Source organism: Micromonospora sp. CNZ296 (genome assembly GCF_007827635.1).
This window is the reverse complement of record NZ_VISW01000005.1, coordinates 52529-69504: the sequence shown is the minus strand read 5'-3', so window position 1 is coordinate 69504 and position 16976 is coordinate 52529. Positions and strand designations below refer to the sequence as shown.

Genomic DNA, 16976 nt, shown 5'->3' with positions numbered 1-16976 from the left:
GGAGCGGGAGGCTGCATGAGCTCGGCCCACGGGGGCGGGGAGGACGGTCGTTCGTCCCCGGCGGCCGGCGAGGCGTCCCTACCGCCACTGCTCGCCGCGGCGTTCGCCGCCGGCGGTGAGATGGGCGGCCGGCTGCGCGGCTTCGACTGGTCCACCACCGCTCTCGGCAGCCCGGACCGCTGGCCCGCGGCGCTGTGCCACGCCGTGAGCACGATGCTGTCGTCCCGCGCCCAGATGGTCGTCTTCTGGGGCGAGGAGCACCTGGCCTTCTACAACGACGCCTACCGGCCGACCATCGGCGACAAGCACCCGGCCGTGATCGGGCAGCCCGCCCGGCTGCACTGGGCGGAGACCTGGGACGTGCTCGGCCCGCTGCTGGACGGCGTGCGCCGCACCGGCGTGCCGTACCGGGGCGAGAACCACCCCTTCGTGCTCGACCGCCACGGTTTCCTGGAGGACGTCTACTTCGACGTCTCGTACGACCCGATCCGCAGCGCCGACGGCACCGTCGGCGGTCTGTTCTGCTTCGTCAACGAGACCACCGGCCGGGTGCTCGGCGAGCGCCGGCTGCGCGCCCTCGCCGAGCTGGGCAACGAGCTGGGCGATGTACCCGGCATGCTCGAACTGGGCCAGGCCGTCACCCGGGTGCTCGACGCCCACCGCGCCGACGTGCCGTTCAGCGCGCTGTGGTTCGCCGACGAGCGCGGCACACTCGTGCCGGGCGGCTGCTCCGGCGTGGATCCGGCCACCGTCGCCGATCCGCCGCCCGGCCTGCCCGAGGGCGAGCCGTTCACCGAGCCGCGCTGGATCGCCACCGCCGACCTGCCGGGCGCGGTGCCGCCGGACGCCGCCGGCCAGGCGCTCCTGCTGCCGCTGACCGCCACGAACGAGCCGGCCGGCGCGCTGCTGCTCGGGGTGTCGCGCCGGCTGCCGTTCACCGACGACTACCGCGACTTCGCCGACCTGGTCGCCGCACAGGTGTCCCGGGCCGTGGGCAAGCAGCGGGCGTACGAGCAGGAACGCGCCCGCGCCGCCGAGCTGGCCGCGCTGGACCGTGCCAAGACCAACTTCTTCGCCAACGTCAGCCACGAGTTCCGTACCCCGCTCACGCTGGTCCTCGGGCCGATGGAGGAGATGCTCGCCGACCGGGAGCTGCCCGAGCGGTACCTGGACCGGCTCACCGTCATGCACCGCAACGGGCTGCGCCTGCTCAAGCTGGTCAACACGGTGCTCGACTTCTCCCGGCTGGAGTCCGGCCGGCTGGCCGCCCGCTACCAGCCCACCGACCTGTCCGACTACACCTCCCGGCTGGCCAGCACGTTCCGCTCGGCCACCGAGCGGGCCGGGCTGCGCCTGGTGGTGGACTGCCCGCCGCTGCCCGCGCCGGTCTACGTCGACCGGGACATGTGGGAGAAGATCGTCCTCAACCTGCTGTCGAACGCGGTCAAGTTCACGTTCGACGGCGAGATCCGGGTCCGGGTCCGCGCGGACGACGGCGCCGCCGTCCTGGAGGTGACCGACACCGGCGTCGGCATCGCGCCGGAGGAACTGCCGCAGGTCTTCGAGCGGTTCCACCGGGTGGCCGGCGCCCGCTCGCGTACCCACGAGGGCACCGGCATCGGGCTCGCCCTGGTCCGCGAGCTGGTCGAGATGCACGGCGGCACGGTGACCGCGCACAGCGTCGTGGACCGGGGCACCACGTTCACCGTGACCATGCCCTTCGGGTACGCGCACCTGCCCGCCGACCGGGTGGCCGCCCTGTCGCCGGTCCCGCTGACCGAACCGGAGCAGGCCCGCCTGTACGTCGCCGAGACGGCGCTCTGGACCGACGAGGTGGCCCGCCCCACCGGGCTGCCGGAGGCGTCCGGCGCGCCGGGTGGGTCCGGTCGCATCCTGTTCGCCGACGACAACTCCGACCTGCGCGAGCACGTCGTCCGGCTGCTGTCCCCGGCGTACGAGGTGGTGGCCGTGCCGGACGGCGTGGAGGCGCTGCGGCTGGCCGTCGAGACCCCGTTCGACCTGGTGCTGACCGACGTGATGATGCCCCGGCTGGACGGCTTCGGGCTGGTCGCCGCGCTGCGGGCCGAGCCGGCCACCCGGCACGTGCCGATCGTGCTGCTCTCCGCACGGGCCGGCGCCGCCGAGGAGGTCGCGGGTCTGTCCACCGGCGCCGACGACTACCTGACCAAGCCCTTCTCCAGCCAGGAGCTGGTGGCCCGGGTGCGGGCCAACGTCGAGCTGGGCCAGTTGCGCGGGCAGATCATCCGCCGGCTGCGGGCACTCGCCGACGCCGCCGTGGAGATCAACACCGCCCGGTCCACCGCCGAGGTGGTCCGGGTGGCCGCCCGGCACGCGCTGCGCCTGGCCGAGGCCGGACGGGTCCGGGTCACCGCCACCGGGGTCCGCCACGAGGAGGACGCCGGCGGTGACCTGCCCGCCGAGCCGACAGTGGTGCTGCCGCTCACCGGCACCGCCGGCGAGCAGCTCGGCGAGCTGCGGGTGTGGCGCCGCGAGGGCGGCGGCACCGAGGAGGCGGCGCTCACCGAACTGGCCCGGCTGATCGGCGTGCGGCTGGAGAACGCCCAGCTCTACGAGGCCGAGCACCACATCGCGACCACACTCCAGCACAGCCTGCTGCCGCGTACGCTGCCGCAGTTGCCCGGCGCGGTGGTGGCCAGCCGCTACCTGCCAGGCAGCGCCGACGTGGAGGTCGGCGGCGACTGGTACGACGTGATGGCCACCGCCGACGACGACCTGGTGCTGGTCATCGGCGACGTGGTGGGCAAGGGCGTGCGGGCCGCCGCGGCGATGGGCCAGCTCCGCAACGCGCTTCGGGCGTACGTCCTGGAGGGCTACGACCCGGGCGAGGCGCTGACCCGGCTCAACCGGCTGGTCCACTCCGCCGGCAGCGGCTCCTTCGCCACTGTGGTCTGCCTCGGCTTCTCCCCGCGCACGGGCAGGATCCGGTACGCGAGCGCGGGTCATCCGTCACCCCTGCTGATCCGAGGAGACGACGTGGCGTTCCTGCACGATCGGGCTCTCGGACCGCCGATCGGGGCGATCCCCGGCGCCGTCTACCCGGCCGCCGAAGGCGAACTCGCGCCGGGCAACCGGCTCCTGCTCTACACCGACGGCCTGATCGAGGACCGGTCCGCGGGCATCGACGCCGGGCTGGGCCAGTTGCGGGCCGACGCGACGGCGCGCGCCGGGCACGTGGCGGACCTGGTCGACGCCGTCATGGCCCGGGTGGCCGAGCGGTCCCGGCACGACGACGTGGCGGTGCTCGCGCTGGAGGCGGCCGAACTGAACCGGTTCGCGCTGCGCCTGCCCGCCGACCCGACCCGGCTCAGCGTGCTCCGCAAGCGGCTGGAGGACTTCCTCGTCGCCCACCAGGTCGGCGAGACCGACCTGTTCGACCTGACCGTGGCGGTCTCCGAGGCGGCGGCGAACGCGATCGAGCACCCGGTCGACCCGGTGGACCCGACGATCGAGGTCGAGGTGACGATCGCCGACCGGACGGTCACCGCGACCATCCGGGACAGCGGACGCTGGCGGGAGTCGAGCGGGTCGACCTTCCGGGGGCGCGGGCTGGCGCTGATCCAGGCGCTGGGGGAGATGAACGTGACCCGTTCCGCGAACGGCACCGAGCTGACGCTGCGCCGCCGGCTGGCCGACCAGGCGCCGCCCTCGGGACGCTGAGGCGGCCGGTCACAGCGGCGACGGGTCGTCGCGCAGCCGGCTGTAGAGCCACCCGTCGCGCCAGGCGCCGGCCCGGAACTCGCAGGACCGCAGAACTCCCTCCAGTTGGAAGCCGGCCTTCTCCAGCGACCGCTGCTCGGCGGCGTTCTCGGGATGGGTGCCGGCCTGGATGCGCTGCGCCGGGGTGTGGCTGAACAGGTAGTCGCAGAGCAGCGCCTGCGCTCGCCAGCCGAGACCCCGGCCGCGCCACTCGGGCAGCAGCACGATCCCGATCTCCCAGTACGGTGCCCGCCCGCTCTCGCGCTGCAGGTAGCTGAGGTAACCGACCGGCGCGTCCGGGGGCTCGACCTGGACGATCAGGCCACCGCTCCGGTCGCCGAGATAGCCGTCCTCGGCGAAGCGGCGGGCCGGCGCGGCGGCGTCCTGGAAGCCGGCCCAGTCGAGGCCGATCAGCCCGGGTTCGACAGCGAACCGGCGCAGCATCGCGAGATCGTCCTCGGCCACCGGGCGCAGTCGTACGGTCGAGCCGGGCGCCTCGTGCACGACGCCGGCCATCGACGGATGGGAGCTGTCCATCCTTTGCACCGTAGTGACGGGCCGGGCCGCCCGCTGTCCCGCGTCGACGGCGTTCACGCGGGGAGCAGCCCTCGATCTAGCCGGCGAGCCAGTCCTGGTCGCCGAGGCCGGAGATGTCCAGCACACGCCGGACCTGCGGCGACGGCAGCACGGTCAACGCGTCCGGGAACCGCTGGGCGAGCCGGACCACCGCGTGGATGGCGGCCGAGTCGAAGAAGGTGACCGCCCGCAGGTCGAGCGTGAGCCGCTTGGTGGGCTCGCGGAGCGCCGTCTGGAACATGGTGTCGGCGGTCGCCATGTCGACCTCGCCGGTCACCTGGACGCGCAGTTGGTCGCCGTCGGCCTGCGCCGTCACGGAGAAGACGGGCGCCGCGCCCCCTTGATCCACGGAGCAACAATGGCACAGCGTTTGCGGCACGGCAACAACCTGCCCGGCGGGGCTGTGGCGAGGGGCACACCGGTCCCGGCGATAGGCTTGCGTCATGACCGTCCGTGCGCCGCTGACCCCCGGCACGCTCTCCCCGTGGCGAGCGGTCCCCGCCCACATCCCGCGCCCGGAGTACGTGGGTAAGAAGCGCCCCCAGGAGTGGCGCGGATCGCACGTGCAGACGCCGGAGACCATCGAGAAGATGCGCGTCGCGGGGCGTCTCGCCGCCCAGGCCACCCAGCTCGCCGGTGAGCACTGCAAGCCCGGGGTGACCACCGACGAGATCGACAAGGTGGTGCACGAGTTCCTCTGCGACCACGGCGCCTACCCGTCGACGCTCGGCTACCGGGGCTTCCCCAAGTCGTGCTGCACCAGCCTCAACGAGGTGATCTGCCACGGCATCCCGGACACCACGGTGCTCCAGGACGGCGACATCATCAACGTCGACGTCACCGCGTACCTGAACGGCGTGCACGGCGACACCGACGCCACGTTCTGCGTGGGCGAGGTGAGCGAGGAGGCCCGCCTGCTGGTCGAGCGGACCCACACGGCGATGATGCGCGGCATCAAGGCCATCGCGCCGGGGCGGCAGATCAACGTCATCGGCCGGGTGATCGAGTCGTACGCCAAGCGCTTCGGCTACGGCGTGGTCCGCGACTTCACCGGGCACGGCATCGGCGAGGCGTTCCACAGTGGCCTCTACGTGCCGCACTACGACAGCCCGCGCCCCACCGACGTGATGGAGCCCGGCATGACGTTCACCGTCGAGCCGATGATCACGCTCGGCACCTACCAGTACGACATGTGGGACGACGGCTGGACGGTGGTCACCAAGGACCGCCGGTGGACGGCCCAGTTCGAGCACACCATCGTCGTGACCGACGACGGCTACGAGATCCTGACGCTGCCGTGACCGACACCCCTGCGGCACTGCGCGAGGCGCACCACGCGGACGTCTCCGGCGGCTGGCTGCGTCCGGCCGTCTTCGGCGCGATGGACGGGCTGGTCACCAACATCGCGCTGATCGCCGGCGTGGGCGGCGGCGGGGTGTCGCCGCGCAGCGTGGTGCTGACCGGCACGGCCGGCCTGGTGGCCGGCGCCATCTCGATGGGCCTCGGCGAGTACACGAGTGTCCGGTCCGCGAACGAGCAGGTCGCCGCCGAGGTGGCCAAGGAGCGGCGCGAGCTGGAACGCCACCCGGAGGCCGAGGCCCGGGAACTGGCCGACGCCTGGGTCGCCCGTGGACTGCCCCGCGAGCTGGCGACGCAGGTCGCCGAGGCGGTACGCGCCAACCCGGAGGAGGCGCTGCGGGTGCACGTACGGGAGGAGCTGGGCGTCGACCCCGACGACCAGCCCAGCCCGTGGGCCGCCGCGATCTCGTCGTTCATCTGTTTCTCGATCGGCGCGCTGGTGCCGCTGCTGCCGTACCTGCTCGGTTTCACCAGCCTCTGGCTGGCGCTCGGCGTCGGCGGCGTCGGCCTCTTCGTCGCCGGTGCGATCGTGGCCCGGTTCACCAACCGCGCCTGGTGGCGTGCCGGTCTGCGGCAGTTGCTGCTCGGCGCGCTGGCGGCCGGCGCCACCTACCTGATCGGCGCGCTGATCGGCGTCGGCGGCGGCATCGGCTGACGGTCGGCCGTCGGCGGGCCGTCAGCCGGACAGCAGGTCGTCGACGGTGCCGTCGACCGGCCGCCCCCGGGCGGCCAGTTCCTCGGCCTGGCGGGTCAGCGCCGCACCGACCTCGGTCATGTCCGCCCCGGCCAGCCCGGTACGCCGCACCGCGTCACCGGGGTCGCGGAAGTAGGTGCGGCTGAACAGTCCCTGCACTGTGGCGGCGGCCAGCCGCGCCTCGCCGAGCATGAGCAGCGCCTGGTCCGTCTCGTACCACTCGGCCAGCCGCAACGCGCGGGCGTGCGCCGCGCTGCCCCGGTACCACGCCTGCCGCGCGGCGCCGGTGAACTCCGCCGGCCGGGCGCGTGCCAGGCACGCCAGGTGCTCGTCGCGCAGTTTTCGCAGCCAGCCGGTCGGATCGTGCAGGGCGCGGGTGGTGACGTACCGGTCCGCGGCCAGGGGCCAGCGGGACGTGATCGTCGTCGCCCGGCGCAGGTAGTCGTCCGCCCCGGCCACTGTCAGGTCGACGAGCACCCCGTCCACCCGCCGGGTGGCGGGTGGCGGTCCGGCGCCGGGCCGGTAGGTGACGACCAGCAGTCCGACCTCGCGGTCCCCGCCGCCGTCGTCGTCGCCGTGCGCGAGCGGACCGTGTACGGCGACCGCCAGCACATCGGCCGGGAACCGCCGCAGGACGGCGTCACCGACGCGCTCGGCCACCTGCCACCGCGGGTCGTCCAGACGCCGCTCGGCGTCTCGTTCGCCGACCATGGCCCACCTCCATTCCGCACGCCTGTCGCTTTCCGGTTGTACGACTCGTGCGAGCTGTATGCGCTGCGGTTGGTTGCCATTGTTCCGGTGGATCGCCGAGGCGGTCGAACGTGACGAGGTCCCCGGGCCGCACCGGCCGCTTGGACTGGGTAGAAGCGACTATCTCCCCCTGACCTGCGTAGGGGGTCGCGTCTATGAGCAGGCAGGTGTCACCCCGTCTACACCGCCGAGATCGATCGGGCAGCAGTCAAGATCCTCTAGCATGTCGCTTCCGGAAACCCCTTGCGCTGTGTCGTTGAAGGCCGCCCGCAGGGCCGGACCGCAGCGGGGCCAGGACTCGCGTTGACGACACAATCAGAGCAGCCCTGAGCAGTCCTGGCGTTCGGCTTGGTGACGATGAGCATGCGTGCGCTACTTGATCTCACCCTCGCAATTAGTCAGCAAGGGGGCTGGCTGCCCTCCGTCTGGAGAATGGAGGGTTGGATCAGGCTCGGTTGGAACACCGCGTACTCCACCAAAGGAGACCCAGCCCTTGTTGTCAGTCAAGTGGAACCAGATATCGCTGTTCCACGGCTCGGGATTTGTCGGGTGTGCGACAGCTCCGTGCATCCAGCCGTCGACCATGATCGATTGATTGCCGGAGAATTCGCCGATTTTCTCCGACTCGACAGCCGGCTTGGCGCGAATGGCAGTTCCGAGTGGAGTCCAGCGGTTTTGCGCGTAGACCCGATATGGCGAGCAGTCACCTTTGGTGACGAACCCCTCGCTCAGCCATTTCGTCCACATGGGGGGATCGGCCATAAAGATGAGGCCAAGAAGCGCTGGCACCACGACTGCGCTGGTGAGCCAGATTGCCGCTCTTCGGCCTGCGGAACGCTCCATTGAATCATCCATGTCACCCTCACAGCGCTCGGTGCACGACGATAGCGTGGCCACGCGCGCAGCGCCTCGGGCTTCCAGCCCTGGTGACTAGCCCAAAGATCTAACATGGATCGTGCTACCGGACGTCTTTCGTTCTCGCCCGGGACTATCGCTCCGCCGAGCATCGCGGCATGGTGGTCAGCGCATCGCCGAACTGCGGAGCGAGTCGCTGCTGTCAGGTGTCTATGGATCCTAGGCAGTGTTTTTGAGGGCCCTGATGGCAAATGGCGCATGGGTCGTCGCCTTGGGTTGTCCTAGTTGGAGTGAAATGCCCTGTCGCGTTACCTGCCATCGGTGGTGACCGTGGTCGGCATCTGATCGTTGACCGGCGGGTGCTCAACTGGATCGTATGAAAGGGGCGCGGCTGAGCCAGAATGCGGCAGTCATCGCCGCTGATCCGGCCGGGGCGTTCCAGCCCGCGCCTCCTCCACGATCCGCAGATCGCGGACCAGCAGTTCCATCGACGGACCCCATGGCAGCTCGGAGTGCCCGGCAACTATCCAGCCGTTGCGGCGATAGATGCCGTTCGCCCGGCTTCGCGGATCGGAGGCGAGGGTCGCCCAGCTCTCCTGGCGCCCCTGAAGAAGCCGACGCATCAACTCCGCGCCGACGCCACGAGATCGATGCCGCGGATGCACGATCCATTCCAGTACGGCGAACTTGTCGCGGTCCCGTACCTCGGCCGGGGGTTCATCCTTCGCCCGAGACCACCAGGTGCCGGCGGCCATGGTCCACCCGTACGCCGCTCCGATCAGTTCCTCGCCTTCCCAGGCCAGGACGAGGCGGAATCCCGGCCGCGCCGCCTCGTCGGGCAGCCCGGTCCGGAACCGGGCGACCTGTGCCGGGCCTTCGAGGTAGGGCGGCTCGGCGTAGACCCGCGCGTACAGGTCGGCGAGAGCGTCGACGACAGACGTCAGCTCGTCCGGACGGCGTCGGTCGAAGGTGACGGACGGCGGAGGCGTCACCGCTGGACTCGGTCCATGGCTACGTTCCTGCTCGCCGCGATTCCGGCCACGGTGAGCCGGCGCTCAGGCGTTCGGGACCAGCCGGAACACGCGGATCTCGCGGCCACCGGCCCGCTCGACGTACGTGCGGTACGCGGGCCACTCCTGCACCAGCCGCTGGAACAGCCGTTCCCGTTCCTCGCCGGTGACCTGCTCGGCGGTGACCGGGATCCGGCGTCCCTTGACGTCCACCTCGGCGGCCGGGTCGGCCATCAGGTTGAACGTCCAGGACGGCTGGTGCTGCTGCCCCCAGTTCGAGCCGATCACCACGTAGGCGTCGCCGTCGGGGACGTACACCAGGGGGTTGCTGCGGGGCTTGCCGGAGCGGCGGCCGGTGGAGGTGAGCACCAGCGTGGGCACGAGCCCGAAGGCGACCACGCGGCCCTTCGTCATCCGGCCGACCAGCCGGTCGGCCGGGACGAGCAGGCGCATGGTGGCGCCGAACCAACGCTGGTGACCGAGACGGCGGGTGAGGGTTCCCAGGGCTGACATCCGACAAGTGTGCCGTCCGCGGGGTGCCCCGTCATCCCTCGGACGGTCAGTCCGCCCAAGGTCGACTCCATCTCGCCGAAGTGGTGGCATCCACCCCACCGCGATACCGCCACTCCGGCGGAATGGTGTCGATCAGGGCCGGAAGTGGTGTCGATCATGGCCGGACACGGTGTCGATCATGGGCGGGCGGGCCGGCTCAGTTGAGCCGGCGTTCGATCGGCAGGCGGGACCGGGTGAACAGCGCTGCGCCACCCATCGCCACGAGCGGCACCACGACCAGCGCGGCGAGCGTCACGCCGGGCACTGTCACCGGGTACGGCGGCTGCACCGGCCAGGACTCCGCGTACCGCTGGTTGAGCGCGGACAGGACGACCACGGCGGAGCCGAGCCCGGCGACGATGCCCAGCGCGGAGCCGAGCACCGCGATGACTCCGGCCTGGCAGAGCGACAGCAGGCGGCGTACCCGGGGATCGGCGCCCACCGCCGCGAGCGTGGACAGGTCCCGGCGGCCCTCGGCCGCGGCGAGGCCGGTGGCGACAGCGGCGGCGCCCAGCGTGATCACCCCGGAGGCCACTGCCAGCAGGAGCAGCATCGAGCGCTGGTCCGACGGCGGCTCGGCGGTCGCCACCTGCGCGGACATGGGCCCGATGTCGAACAGCTCGTCGGTCAGCATCTCGACCTGCCGGTCGGTGGGCGAGCCGGCGGTGTCCAGCAGGTAACCCATCGGCACGGCGGACAGGCCGAGCGCGTCCGCGGCGGCGGGGGAGAGCACCAGCCGGTCGACTGTGAGACCGCCGCGCAGCGCGTACGCGGGCAGGAGACGCCCGGTGGGCGGGCCGCCGGAGTTGTAGTTGACCTCCACGCGGACCTGCCCGTCCACCACCCGCCGGGCGTCGGTGACCACCACGCCCCCGGCGGCGAGCGTCCGGCGCGCGGCGGCCAGCTCGTCGTCCGGCGCGCCGGTGAGCGCGGGCAGCGCGGCGCCGTCGTCCACGAGCGCCGGCAGGTAGACGTCGACGGGCTCCTGGAAGGGGCTCACGCAGCGCGGATCCCGCCGGGCCGAATCGGGGATGACCGGGTCGGAGGAGCTGTACGGGCACTGCTGCGCCTGCGGCATGAGCGCGTAGGGGCTGCAGTCGTCCTTCTCCCGGACGTCGCCGGCGCAGCCGGGGATCGCGACCGACACCACTGTGGCGTCGGACAGGACCGCGCGGGCCCGGCCGGCCACTACCTCGGCCGACGGTGGGTCCGCCGGGGTCTCACCGGAGTGGGTGAGCAGCACGTTCCCCGGCGGCAGGCCGGGTTGCCAGAGCGCCCGTGAGCGGGTCTCGTCGCTCGCCACGTAGACGCCGAGCGCGACGCTTCCGGCCACCGCCGCCATCACCGCCGAGATGGCGGGCGCGGCCGAGGACCGGTTGCGGCTGGCGTCGCGCAACGCGAGCCGGGGGGTCAGCGGCAGCAGCCGGCCGGCCCGGCCCAGCACGCCGACGAGCGACGGGGTGCAGAACACCAGCCCCAGCTCGCCCAGCGCGACACCGGCCAGCACTCCGGTCTGCGAGGTGCGGCCGGCGGCGAACGCGGCGATCGCGGTCCCGGCGACGGTGAGCGCCACCCCGACCAGCAGCCAGCGGCGGCGTGGCCGGGTCGCGTCGCGCCGGCCTGCCAGGCCGGTCGCCACGTCCTGCCGGGCCGCCGCCCAGGCCGGCGCCATCGCCGCGAGCACCCCGGCCAGCACCGCCGTCGCGGCGATCGCCACCAGCGCGGCCGGGAAGATCCGGTACGCCCCGAGGCGCTCCCCGAGCAGGTACTGCTCGACGATCGGCCGGCCGGCGAACGCCGCCCCGATCCCGAGCAGCATGCCCAGGGCGGCTCCGCCGGCGCCGAGCACCACCCCGTCGGCGAGCACGATCCGGCGCAGGTGGGAGGCGTCGCCACCGGCCACCGCGACGAGTGCGAGGTCCCGCCGCCGGCGCCGGACGCTCACCGCGAAGGCCGGGCCGACCAGCAGCACCACCTCCAGCAGGCCCAGCCCGCCGACGACTCCGACGACGCCCGCCTCGTCGGCGTCCGGTACGGACATGCCGCGGGTGAACTCCTGCCGTCCCGGCAGCGGGCTGCGCGCGACGACCTGGATGCCCTGCGCGTTCAGCCGGTCCACGAGCCCCGGTTCCAGCGGGCCGGGCAGGTCCACCAGCCAGGTGTCGCTGCCGGCCATGCCCTCCGAGGTCACAGCGGGCAGCGTGATCACGTCCCGGAGGTTGTCCGGATACTCCACCACCCCGACCACCCGGTACGTGGCGCCGTCGATGGTGCGTACCGGGTCGCCGATGCGGGTCTCCAGCCGGCGCAGCGCCGTCGGGCTGACCGCGATCTCGTCGGGGCGTACCGGTGGCCGGCCGTCGCGTACCCGTGCCAGCGGCCGGGTGAGCGGGTCGGTCAGGTCGACGGCGCGCGCCTCGAGCGACTCGACGTGCCGGTCCACCCGTGTCGAGAACGTCATCCACCAGCGGGTGCGAGCCAGCCGGCTGCCCTCGGGCAGCAGCGCGCGCACCTCCTCGGCGGTCGCCGGGCGGGTCCGGGACACCCATTCGCCCTGGACCGGCCAGGCCGACTCGCCCCAGGCGTCCTGCGTCACCGGCGTCAGGCTGTCCCAGCGCAGGGCGACGTCGCCGCCGCCGAGCTGGCGCTCGATGCGCTCGGCGCGGGTCAGATCCCCCATGTCGTAGCTGACCGCGGCGAAGCTGAGGCCGAACACCGGCAGCGCGATCATCACCAGCACCAGCAGCGTGCGCCGCCGGGACCGCCGGGCCTCCCGGCGGGCGATCCGCAGCGCGGTCCGCCACGACCCGCGTACGGCGGCGAGGCGGCCGCCGGTCACCGGGTGCTGCCGCTGAGCAGGTGGTCGACGCCGATCAGCGGGGCGGTCGAGTCGACCATCACCCCGTCGCGCAGGAAGACCACCCGGTCCGCCCAGCCGGCGTGCCGGGCCTCGTGGGTGACCAGCACCCCGGCCGCTCCGGCGTCCACCCGGCGGCGCAGCAGATGCAGCACCGCCTCGCCGGTCTGGGAGTCCAGCGCGCCGGTCGGCTCGTCGGCGAGGACCAGGCGGCGTTCGCCGACGAGGGCCCGGGCGATCGCCACCCGCTGCTGCTGGCCACCCGACATCTGGTCCGGGAAGCGGTCGGCCAGGTCCTCCAGGTCGACCTCGCGCAGCGCGGCCAGCGCCAGCTGGCGGGCCGCCCGTACGCCGGTGCCGTCCAGTTCCAGTGGCAGCGCCACGTTCTCCACGGCGGTCAGGCTGCCGAGCAGGTTCAGGTCCTGGAAGACGTACCCGATCCGGCGGCGCCGCAGCCGGGCCAGCTCGCGGGCGGACAGCCCGACCAGGGTCTCGCCCTCGACCACCACCTCGCCGCCGGTGGGCCGGTCCAGGCCGCCGGCGAGCGCCAGCAGCGTGGACTTGCCGGACCCGGAGGGGCCCATCACCGCCACCAGCTCACCGGCCCGCACGGTCAGGCTCACGCCGCGCAGCGCGTGCACGGCGGCCTCACCGGCGCCGTGGGTCCGGCGTACGTCACGCAGTTCCAGCACCCCGTCGATCGGGTCCATCAGCGCCTCCCGTGCCGGGTCACCGGCGGGCTTCGTCGCCGGCCCGGTCCACCGCCTCGGGGTGGTCGACCGCCCGGATCGGCGCCGGGCGGTGCCGGACCAGGCTCGTCTCGCAGTGGTCGAGCCACCGCACCTCGGCCTCGGTCTGGAAGATCATCGCGTCCAGCACCAGCCGCCAGGGTAGATCCTCCGGCTTGTCGCTCGTGTACTTCAACCGGGTGAACTCCTGGAGCGCGCGCATGGTGGCGGTGCGCTGGGTCTGCACCACCGACCGCACGTCGACGCCGGGGGTGGTCAGCGCCAGCGCCAGTTTGATGGACAGCTCGTCGCGCGGCCGGTCGGCGCGGCTGATCGGCGTGGCGAACCACAGGGCCAGGTCCGCCCGTCCGGCGTCGGTGATCTCGTACGGCCGCTGCCCGCTCTCGTTCTCCGGCAGCGGGCGGACCAGGCCGTCACGTTCCAGCCGCGCCAGCGTGGTGTAGACCTGTCCGATGTTCAGCGGCCAGGTCGACCCGGTGGACTCCTCGAACGCGGCACGGAGCTGGTAGCCGTACATCTGGCCGCGTTCGAGCAGGGCGAGCAGGCCGTGACGGATGGACATGACCGCGAGTATGCATACCTGGTATGCGCTACGCAACCGGAGGGTTCCGCCGGGTGACCGGCGTCGCGCTCAGGCCGGGCGGCCCGGGAACGGAACGGTGACCGGCGTCACGCCTGCCGTACGCCGCCAGCGGGTGGCGCGCAACGCGCAGTCGGTGAGCGCGGCGAGCGCGGTGTTCCGGTCCGCGCCGGTGGTGTGCGGCAGCGCGGCCCGCCAGTGCCCGGCCGTCCGCTCCTCGATCTCCACCGCCAGGCGCAGCGCGCTCGCCCGGTCCGTCACCGGGTAGGGCAGCGCGTACCCGGCCCGGTCGGCGGGCACCTGCCCGGAGCCCTCGGCGAGCTGGAGCAGCAGCGCGTCGCGGCGGGACCGGTGGGCCGCCTCGGCGGCACGGGCCGCCGTACGCGCCGCCTCGGTCAGGTGCACACCGATCACCCCGTACGCCCAGATCGCCGCGTACTCGGCGGCGAGCGCGTCGGCGAGCGCCGAGGCCGGGCCGGTCGTCGGGCTGTTCACTTGAGCGCCTCCACGTGTGTGGCCCGCGCCGCGGCGATCGAGCCGAGCAGCGCGGCCCGCTCGGCCGGCGCTGCCGCGCACGCCTTGGCCGCGTTCGTCCGGCCCTCCTGCTCGGCCCGGCGCAGCTCGGTGAGCACGGCGTCGGGCGCGGGCGCGCTCGCCGAGCCGGCGGCCGGTGTGCCGGAGGGCGCCGGCCGGCCGATCACGCGGCGTAGCTCCTCGGCGTGCGCCCGGTGCGCGTCGGCGATCGGGGTGAGCCGCCCGGCCAGCGCCGGGTCGGCGGTGGCGGCGGCCCGGTAGCGGGCCTCCAGCGCGAGCGCCTCGGCGACGAGCGGCTCCAGCGCGTCCGGCTCCGGTGGCTCCTCGTCGCGGTCGAAAAGATCACAACCGGTCAGCGGCGCGGTCGCGCCGCCGAGCGCCACGAGCCCGCCGGCGCGCAGCAGCCAGCGCCGGGAATGCCCCGCTCTGACCTGGTCGGATGGTGTTCTGCCGATCCCCACCTGACAGAGTCAACACCATTCGCGCCGTCTCGTGGGTCAGGGTCTCGGTGCGCCGCCGGGTCCGTCGGCGGTCGTTAGCGTTACGCTCTGCGCAACCACCGGGCGCGGACGCCCCGGTGGCGCGCCGGTATGGCGGGCCGATCGCCCGCACCGGCCAGGGACAACACGGCCCGCGGGTCGTGGCAACAGCAGGAGAGGTGCGCGCAATGACGCAGCGTGGCCGTGCCACCCGGTCGACGGGGCCCGCCGGGCGGCCCCGCCGCTCCGACGGGCCCCGCGGCACGGACCGGAGCGGCGCACCCCGCGGCGATCTCGCCGCCCGCCGCAACCGGCTGCGCGAGGTGATCGAACCGGTCGTCACGGCGGCCGGTTACGACCTGGAGGACCTCTCCGTCTCCCGCGCCGGCCGGCGGCACGTGGTCCGGGTGATCGTGGACGCCGACGGCGGGATCAACCTGGACGGCGTGGCGGACGTCTCCCGCGCGGTCTCGGCGGCGCTGGACGCGGCCGAGGAGGCCGGCGGCGACATCGTGGCCGGCGAGTACCAGCTGGAGGTCAGCTCGCCCGGCGTGGACCGCCCGCTCACCCTGCCCCGGCACTGGCGGCGCAACGCCGGGCGGCTGGTCAAGGTCACCGTCCGCGGCGACGCGGGGGACCGCCAGCTCACCGGCCGGATCACGGCCGCCGACGACGAACGCGTGGTGCTGGAGACCGACGCCGGCCCCGCCGAACACCCGTACGCCGAACTCGGGCCCGGCCGGGTCCAGGTGGAGTTCAACCGCCTGGACGACCTGGCCGACGAGGACTTCGGTGACGACACCGACGACGACGAAGATCTGGAGGACGAGGAGAGGTGAACATCGACCTCGCGGCGCTGCGCGCCCTGGAGCGCGAGCGGGAGATCCCGTTCGACACGATCCTCGCGGCGATCGAGACCGCGCTGCTGACCGCCTACCGGCACACCGACGGCGCCGAGCCGCACGCCCGGGTGGAGATCGACCGTAAGAGCGGGGCCGCCTCGGTCTACGCGCAGGAACTGGACGCCGACGGCACTGTGACCCGGGAGTGGGACGACACTCCGCACGACTTCGGGCGGATCGCCGCCATGACCGCCAAGCAGGTGATCCTCCAGCGGCTGCGGGAGGCCACCGACGAGGTGCACTTCGGCGAGTACGTCGGCCGCGACGGTGACCTGGTCACCGGCGTGGTGCAGGCGCACGAGACCCGCCGGGAGAAGGGCATCGTCAGCGTCGACCTGGGCAAGCTGGAGGGCGTCCTGCCGCAGTCCGAGCAGGTCCCCGGCGAGCGGTACGAGCACGGCGAGCGGATCCGCTGCGTGGTCGTGCACGTCGCCAAGGGAATGCGCGGCCCGCAGATCACGCTGTCCCGGTCGCATCCCGCGCTGGTGAAGAAGCTGTTCGCGCTGGAGGTGCCGGAGATCGCCGACGGCACCGTGGAGATCGGCGCGATCGCGCGTGAGGCAGGTCACCGTACGAAGATCGCTGTGCGCTCGACCACGTCCGGCGTCAACGCCAAGGGCGCCTGCATCGGCCCGATGGGCCAGCGGGTCCGGGCCGTGATGAGCGAGCTGCACGGCGAGAAGATCGACATTATCGACTGGTCGGACGACCCGGCCACCTTCGTCGGCAACGCGTTGTCGCCGGCCAAGGCGCTGCGGGTCGAGGTGGTCGACCTGGCCTCCCGTACCGCCCGGGTGACCGTGCCGGACTTCCAGCTCTCGCTCGCGATCGGCCGGGAAGGGCAGAACGCCCGCCTCGCGGCCCGTCTGACCGGTTGGCGCATCGACATCCGGTCCGACGCGGAGACCGCAGCCCCGCAGAGCCGGGGCGGAGCTGATCACGTCCCGGAGCCGGGCGGCGCGATCTCCGGCGGCTAGGGGTAGACTTACTCAGTGGCACGACGCGCGATTCCGGAGCGCACCTGTGTGGGCTGCCGGAAACGAGCGCCGGCCAGCGAGTTGTTGCGGGTCGTCGCGATCGGTGACGAGGCTGGTCACACCAGTCTCCGGCCCGATCCGGCCCGCAGACTGCCGGGTCGGGGAGCGAACATGCACCCTGATCCGGCCTGCTTCGCGCAGGCGGTGCGACGCCGCGCCTTCGGGCGGGCACTGCGCCTCACCGGGGTCCCCGACCACGGTGCGCTTGCGGAGCACGTCGACGCGCAACCCCCGACGACCGGTCAAGCCCGACCGGTCGAGGGTCGCTAGCAAGGTAGGACGACCGACATGAGCACACGATGAA

At 73.1% G+C, this 16976-nt stretch carries 16 protein-coding genes and 1 pseudogene; 6 read left to right on the top strand and 11 right to left on the bottom strand.

All coding sequences use genetic code 11. The annotated features are described in order from the left end of the window. Positions 1–15 precede the first annotated feature (15 nt). Complete coding sequence (locus FB455_RS10485) at positions 16–3699, top strand: SpoIIE family protein phosphatase (RefSeq protein WP_145753111.1); 3684 nt, start codon at positions 16–18, stop codon at positions 3697–3699. Positions 3700–3708: 9 nt separating this feature from the next. Here FB455_RS10485 and FB455_RS10480 read toward each other — a convergent pair whose 3' ends face one another. After that, positions 3709–4275 carry a GNAT family N-acetyltransferase gene (locus FB455_RS10480; protein ID WP_013474428.1) on the bottom strand — a complete coding sequence of 189 codons (567 nt, stop codon included), beginning with the start codon at positions 4273–4275 and terminating at the stop codon, positions 3709–3711. Positions 4276–4351: 76 nt separating this feature from the next. Further along, the gene (locus FB455_RS10475; RefSeq protein ID WP_225319649.1) at positions 4352–4663 is read right to left on the bottom strand and encodes an STAS domain-containing protein; all 312 of its coding nucleotides are present in this window, start codon (positions 4661–4663) and stop codon (positions 4352–4354) included. A 94-nt stretch (positions 4664–4757) separates the two neighbouring features. Here FB455_RS10475 and map point away from each other — a divergent pair, with 94 nt between their 5' ends. Together map and FB455_RS10465 are read left to right on the top strand one after the other, a co-directional pair. Next, a complete protein-coding gene (gene map, locus FB455_RS10470; RefSeq protein WP_013284652.1) occupies positions 4758–5615 on the top strand; it encodes a type I methionyl aminopeptidase in 858 nt (285 codons plus the stop codon). Continuing rightward, positions 5612–6328, top strand: coding sequence for a VIT1/CCC1 transporter family protein (locus tag FB455_RS10465; protein WP_013284653.1), 717 nt, complete (start codon positions 5612–5614; stop codon positions 6326–6328). The genes map and FB455_RS10465 overlap by 4 nt, the downstream gene beginning before the upstream one ends. Before the next feature lie 21 nt (positions 6329–6349). Here FB455_RS10465 and FB455_RS10460 read toward each other — a convergent pair whose 3' ends face one another. From FB455_RS10460 to FB455_RS10420, 9 genes are all read right to left on the bottom strand, one after another. Next, the gene (locus tag FB455_RS10460) at positions 6350–7078 is read right to left on the bottom strand and encodes a nucleotidyltransferase domain-containing protein (RefSeq protein WP_145753108.1); all 729 of its coding nucleotides are present in this window, start codon (positions 7076–7078) and stop codon (positions 6350–6352) included. A gap of 411 nt (positions 7079–7489) precedes the next feature. Continuing rightward, a complete protein-coding gene (locus FB455_RS10455) occupies positions 7490–7960 on the bottom strand; it encodes a hypothetical protein (protein ID WP_143025327.1) in 471 nt (156 codons plus the stop codon). A gap of 422 nt (positions 7961–8382) precedes the next feature. Beyond that, positions 8383–8964, bottom strand: coding sequence for a GNAT family N-acetyltransferase (locus tag FB455_RS10450; protein WP_071096348.1), 582 nt, complete (start codon positions 8962–8964; stop codon positions 8383–8385). A 63-nt stretch (positions 8965–9027) separates the two neighbouring features. After that, positions 9028–9495: a nitroreductase family deazaflavin-dependent oxidoreductase gene (locus FB455_RS10445; protein ID WP_071096346.1), complete on the bottom strand. Its 468-nt coding sequence runs from the start codon at positions 9493–9495 to the stop codon at positions 9028–9030. Between the two features lie 196 nt (positions 9496–9691). After that, a complete protein-coding gene (locus FB455_RS10440; protein ID WP_145753106.1) occupies positions 9692–12373 on the bottom strand; it encodes an ABC transporter permease in 2682 nt (893 codons plus the stop codon). Then, positions 12370–13101 carry an ABC transporter ATP-binding protein gene (locus FB455_RS10435; protein ID WP_013284660.1) on the bottom strand — a complete coding sequence of 244 codons (732 nt, stop codon included), beginning with the start codon at positions 13099–13101 and terminating at the stop codon, positions 12370–12372. The genes FB455_RS10440 and FB455_RS10435 overlap by 4 nt, the downstream gene beginning before the upstream one ends. A gap of 19 nt (positions 13102–13120) precedes the next feature. Further along, on the bottom strand, positions 13121–13702 hold the full coding sequence (locus FB455_RS10430) for a PadR family transcriptional regulator (protein WP_013284661.1): 582 nt from the start codon (positions 13700–13702) through the stop codon (positions 13121–13123). Between the two features lie 69 nt (positions 13703–13771). Then, entirely contained in the window at positions 13772–14215 is a 444-nt protein-coding gene (locus tag FB455_RS10425) for a ferritin-like domain-containing protein (RefSeq protein ID WP_013474432.1), read from the bottom strand. After that, positions 14212–14658 (bottom strand): hypothetical protein, encoded by a 447-nt coding sequence (locus FB455_RS10420; RefSeq protein WP_030269842.1) that lies wholly within the window; start codon positions 14656–14658, stop codon positions 14212–14214. The genes FB455_RS10425 and FB455_RS10420 overlap by 4 nt, the downstream gene beginning before the upstream one ends. A 263-nt stretch (positions 14659–14921) precedes the next feature. Here FB455_RS10420 and rimP point away from each other — a divergent pair, with 263 nt between their 5' ends. The 3 genes and pseudogenes from rimP to FB455_RS10405 all read left to right on the top strand — a co-directional run bounded on the left by rimP (position 14922) and on the right by FB455_RS10405 (position 16964). After that, on the top strand, positions 14922–15572 hold the full coding sequence (rimP, locus tag FB455_RS10415; protein WP_071096342.1) for a ribosome maturation factor RimP: 651 nt from the start codon (positions 14922–14924) through the stop codon (positions 15570–15572). Then, positions 15569–16612 (top strand): transcription termination factor NusA, encoded by a 1044-nt coding sequence (nusA, locus tag FB455_RS10410; protein ID WP_013284665.1) that lies wholly within the window; start codon positions 15569–15571, stop codon positions 16610–16612. The genes rimP and nusA overlap by 4 nt, the downstream gene beginning before the upstream one ends. A 15-nt stretch (positions 16613–16627) precedes the next feature. Then, positions 16628–16964 (top strand): annotated as a pseudogene (locus tag FB455_RS10405) (YlxR family protein). Positions 16965–16976 lie beyond the last annotated feature (12 nt).

What these genes read in the sequence shown, in the direction of transcription:
- FB455_RS10455 (WP_143025327.1), bottom strand. Translation starts at nt 7,960, where the DNA reads ATGGAGCGTTCCGCAGGCCGAAGAGCGGCAATCTGGCTCACCAGCGCA.
- FB455_RS10435 (WP_013284660.1), bottom strand. Translation starts at nt 13,101, where the DNA reads ATGGACCCGATCGACGGGGTGCTGGAACTGCGTGACGTACGCCGGACC.
- FB455_RS10480 (WP_013474428.1), bottom strand. Translation starts at nt 4,275, where the DNA reads ATGGACAGCTCCCATCCGTCGATGGCCGGCGTCGTGCACGAGGCGCCC.
- map (WP_013284652.1), top strand. Translation starts at nt 4,758, where the DNA reads ATGACCGTCCGTGCGCCGCTGACCCCCGGCACGCTCTCCCCGTGGCGA.
- FB455_RS10485 (WP_145753111.1), top strand. Translation starts at nt 16, where the DNA reads ATGAGCTCGGCCCACGGGGGCGGGGAGGACGGTCGTTCGTCCCCGGCG.
- FB455_RS10460 (WP_145753108.1), bottom strand. Translation starts at nt 7,078, where the DNA reads ATGGTCGGCGAACGAGACGCCGAGCGGCGTCTGGACGACCCGCGGTGG.
- FB455_RS10430 (WP_013284661.1), bottom strand. Translation starts at nt 13,702, where the DNA reads ATGTCCATCCGTCACGGCCTGCTCGCCCTGCTCGAACGCGGCCAGATG.
- rimP (WP_071096342.1), top strand. Translation starts at nt 14,922, where the DNA reads ATGACGCAGCGTGGCCGTGCCACCCGGTCGACGGGGCCCGCCGGGCGG.
- FB455_RS10445 (WP_071096346.1), bottom strand. Translation starts at nt 9,495, where the DNA reads ATGTCAGCCCTGGGAACCCTCACCCGCCGTCTCGGTCACCAGCGTTGG.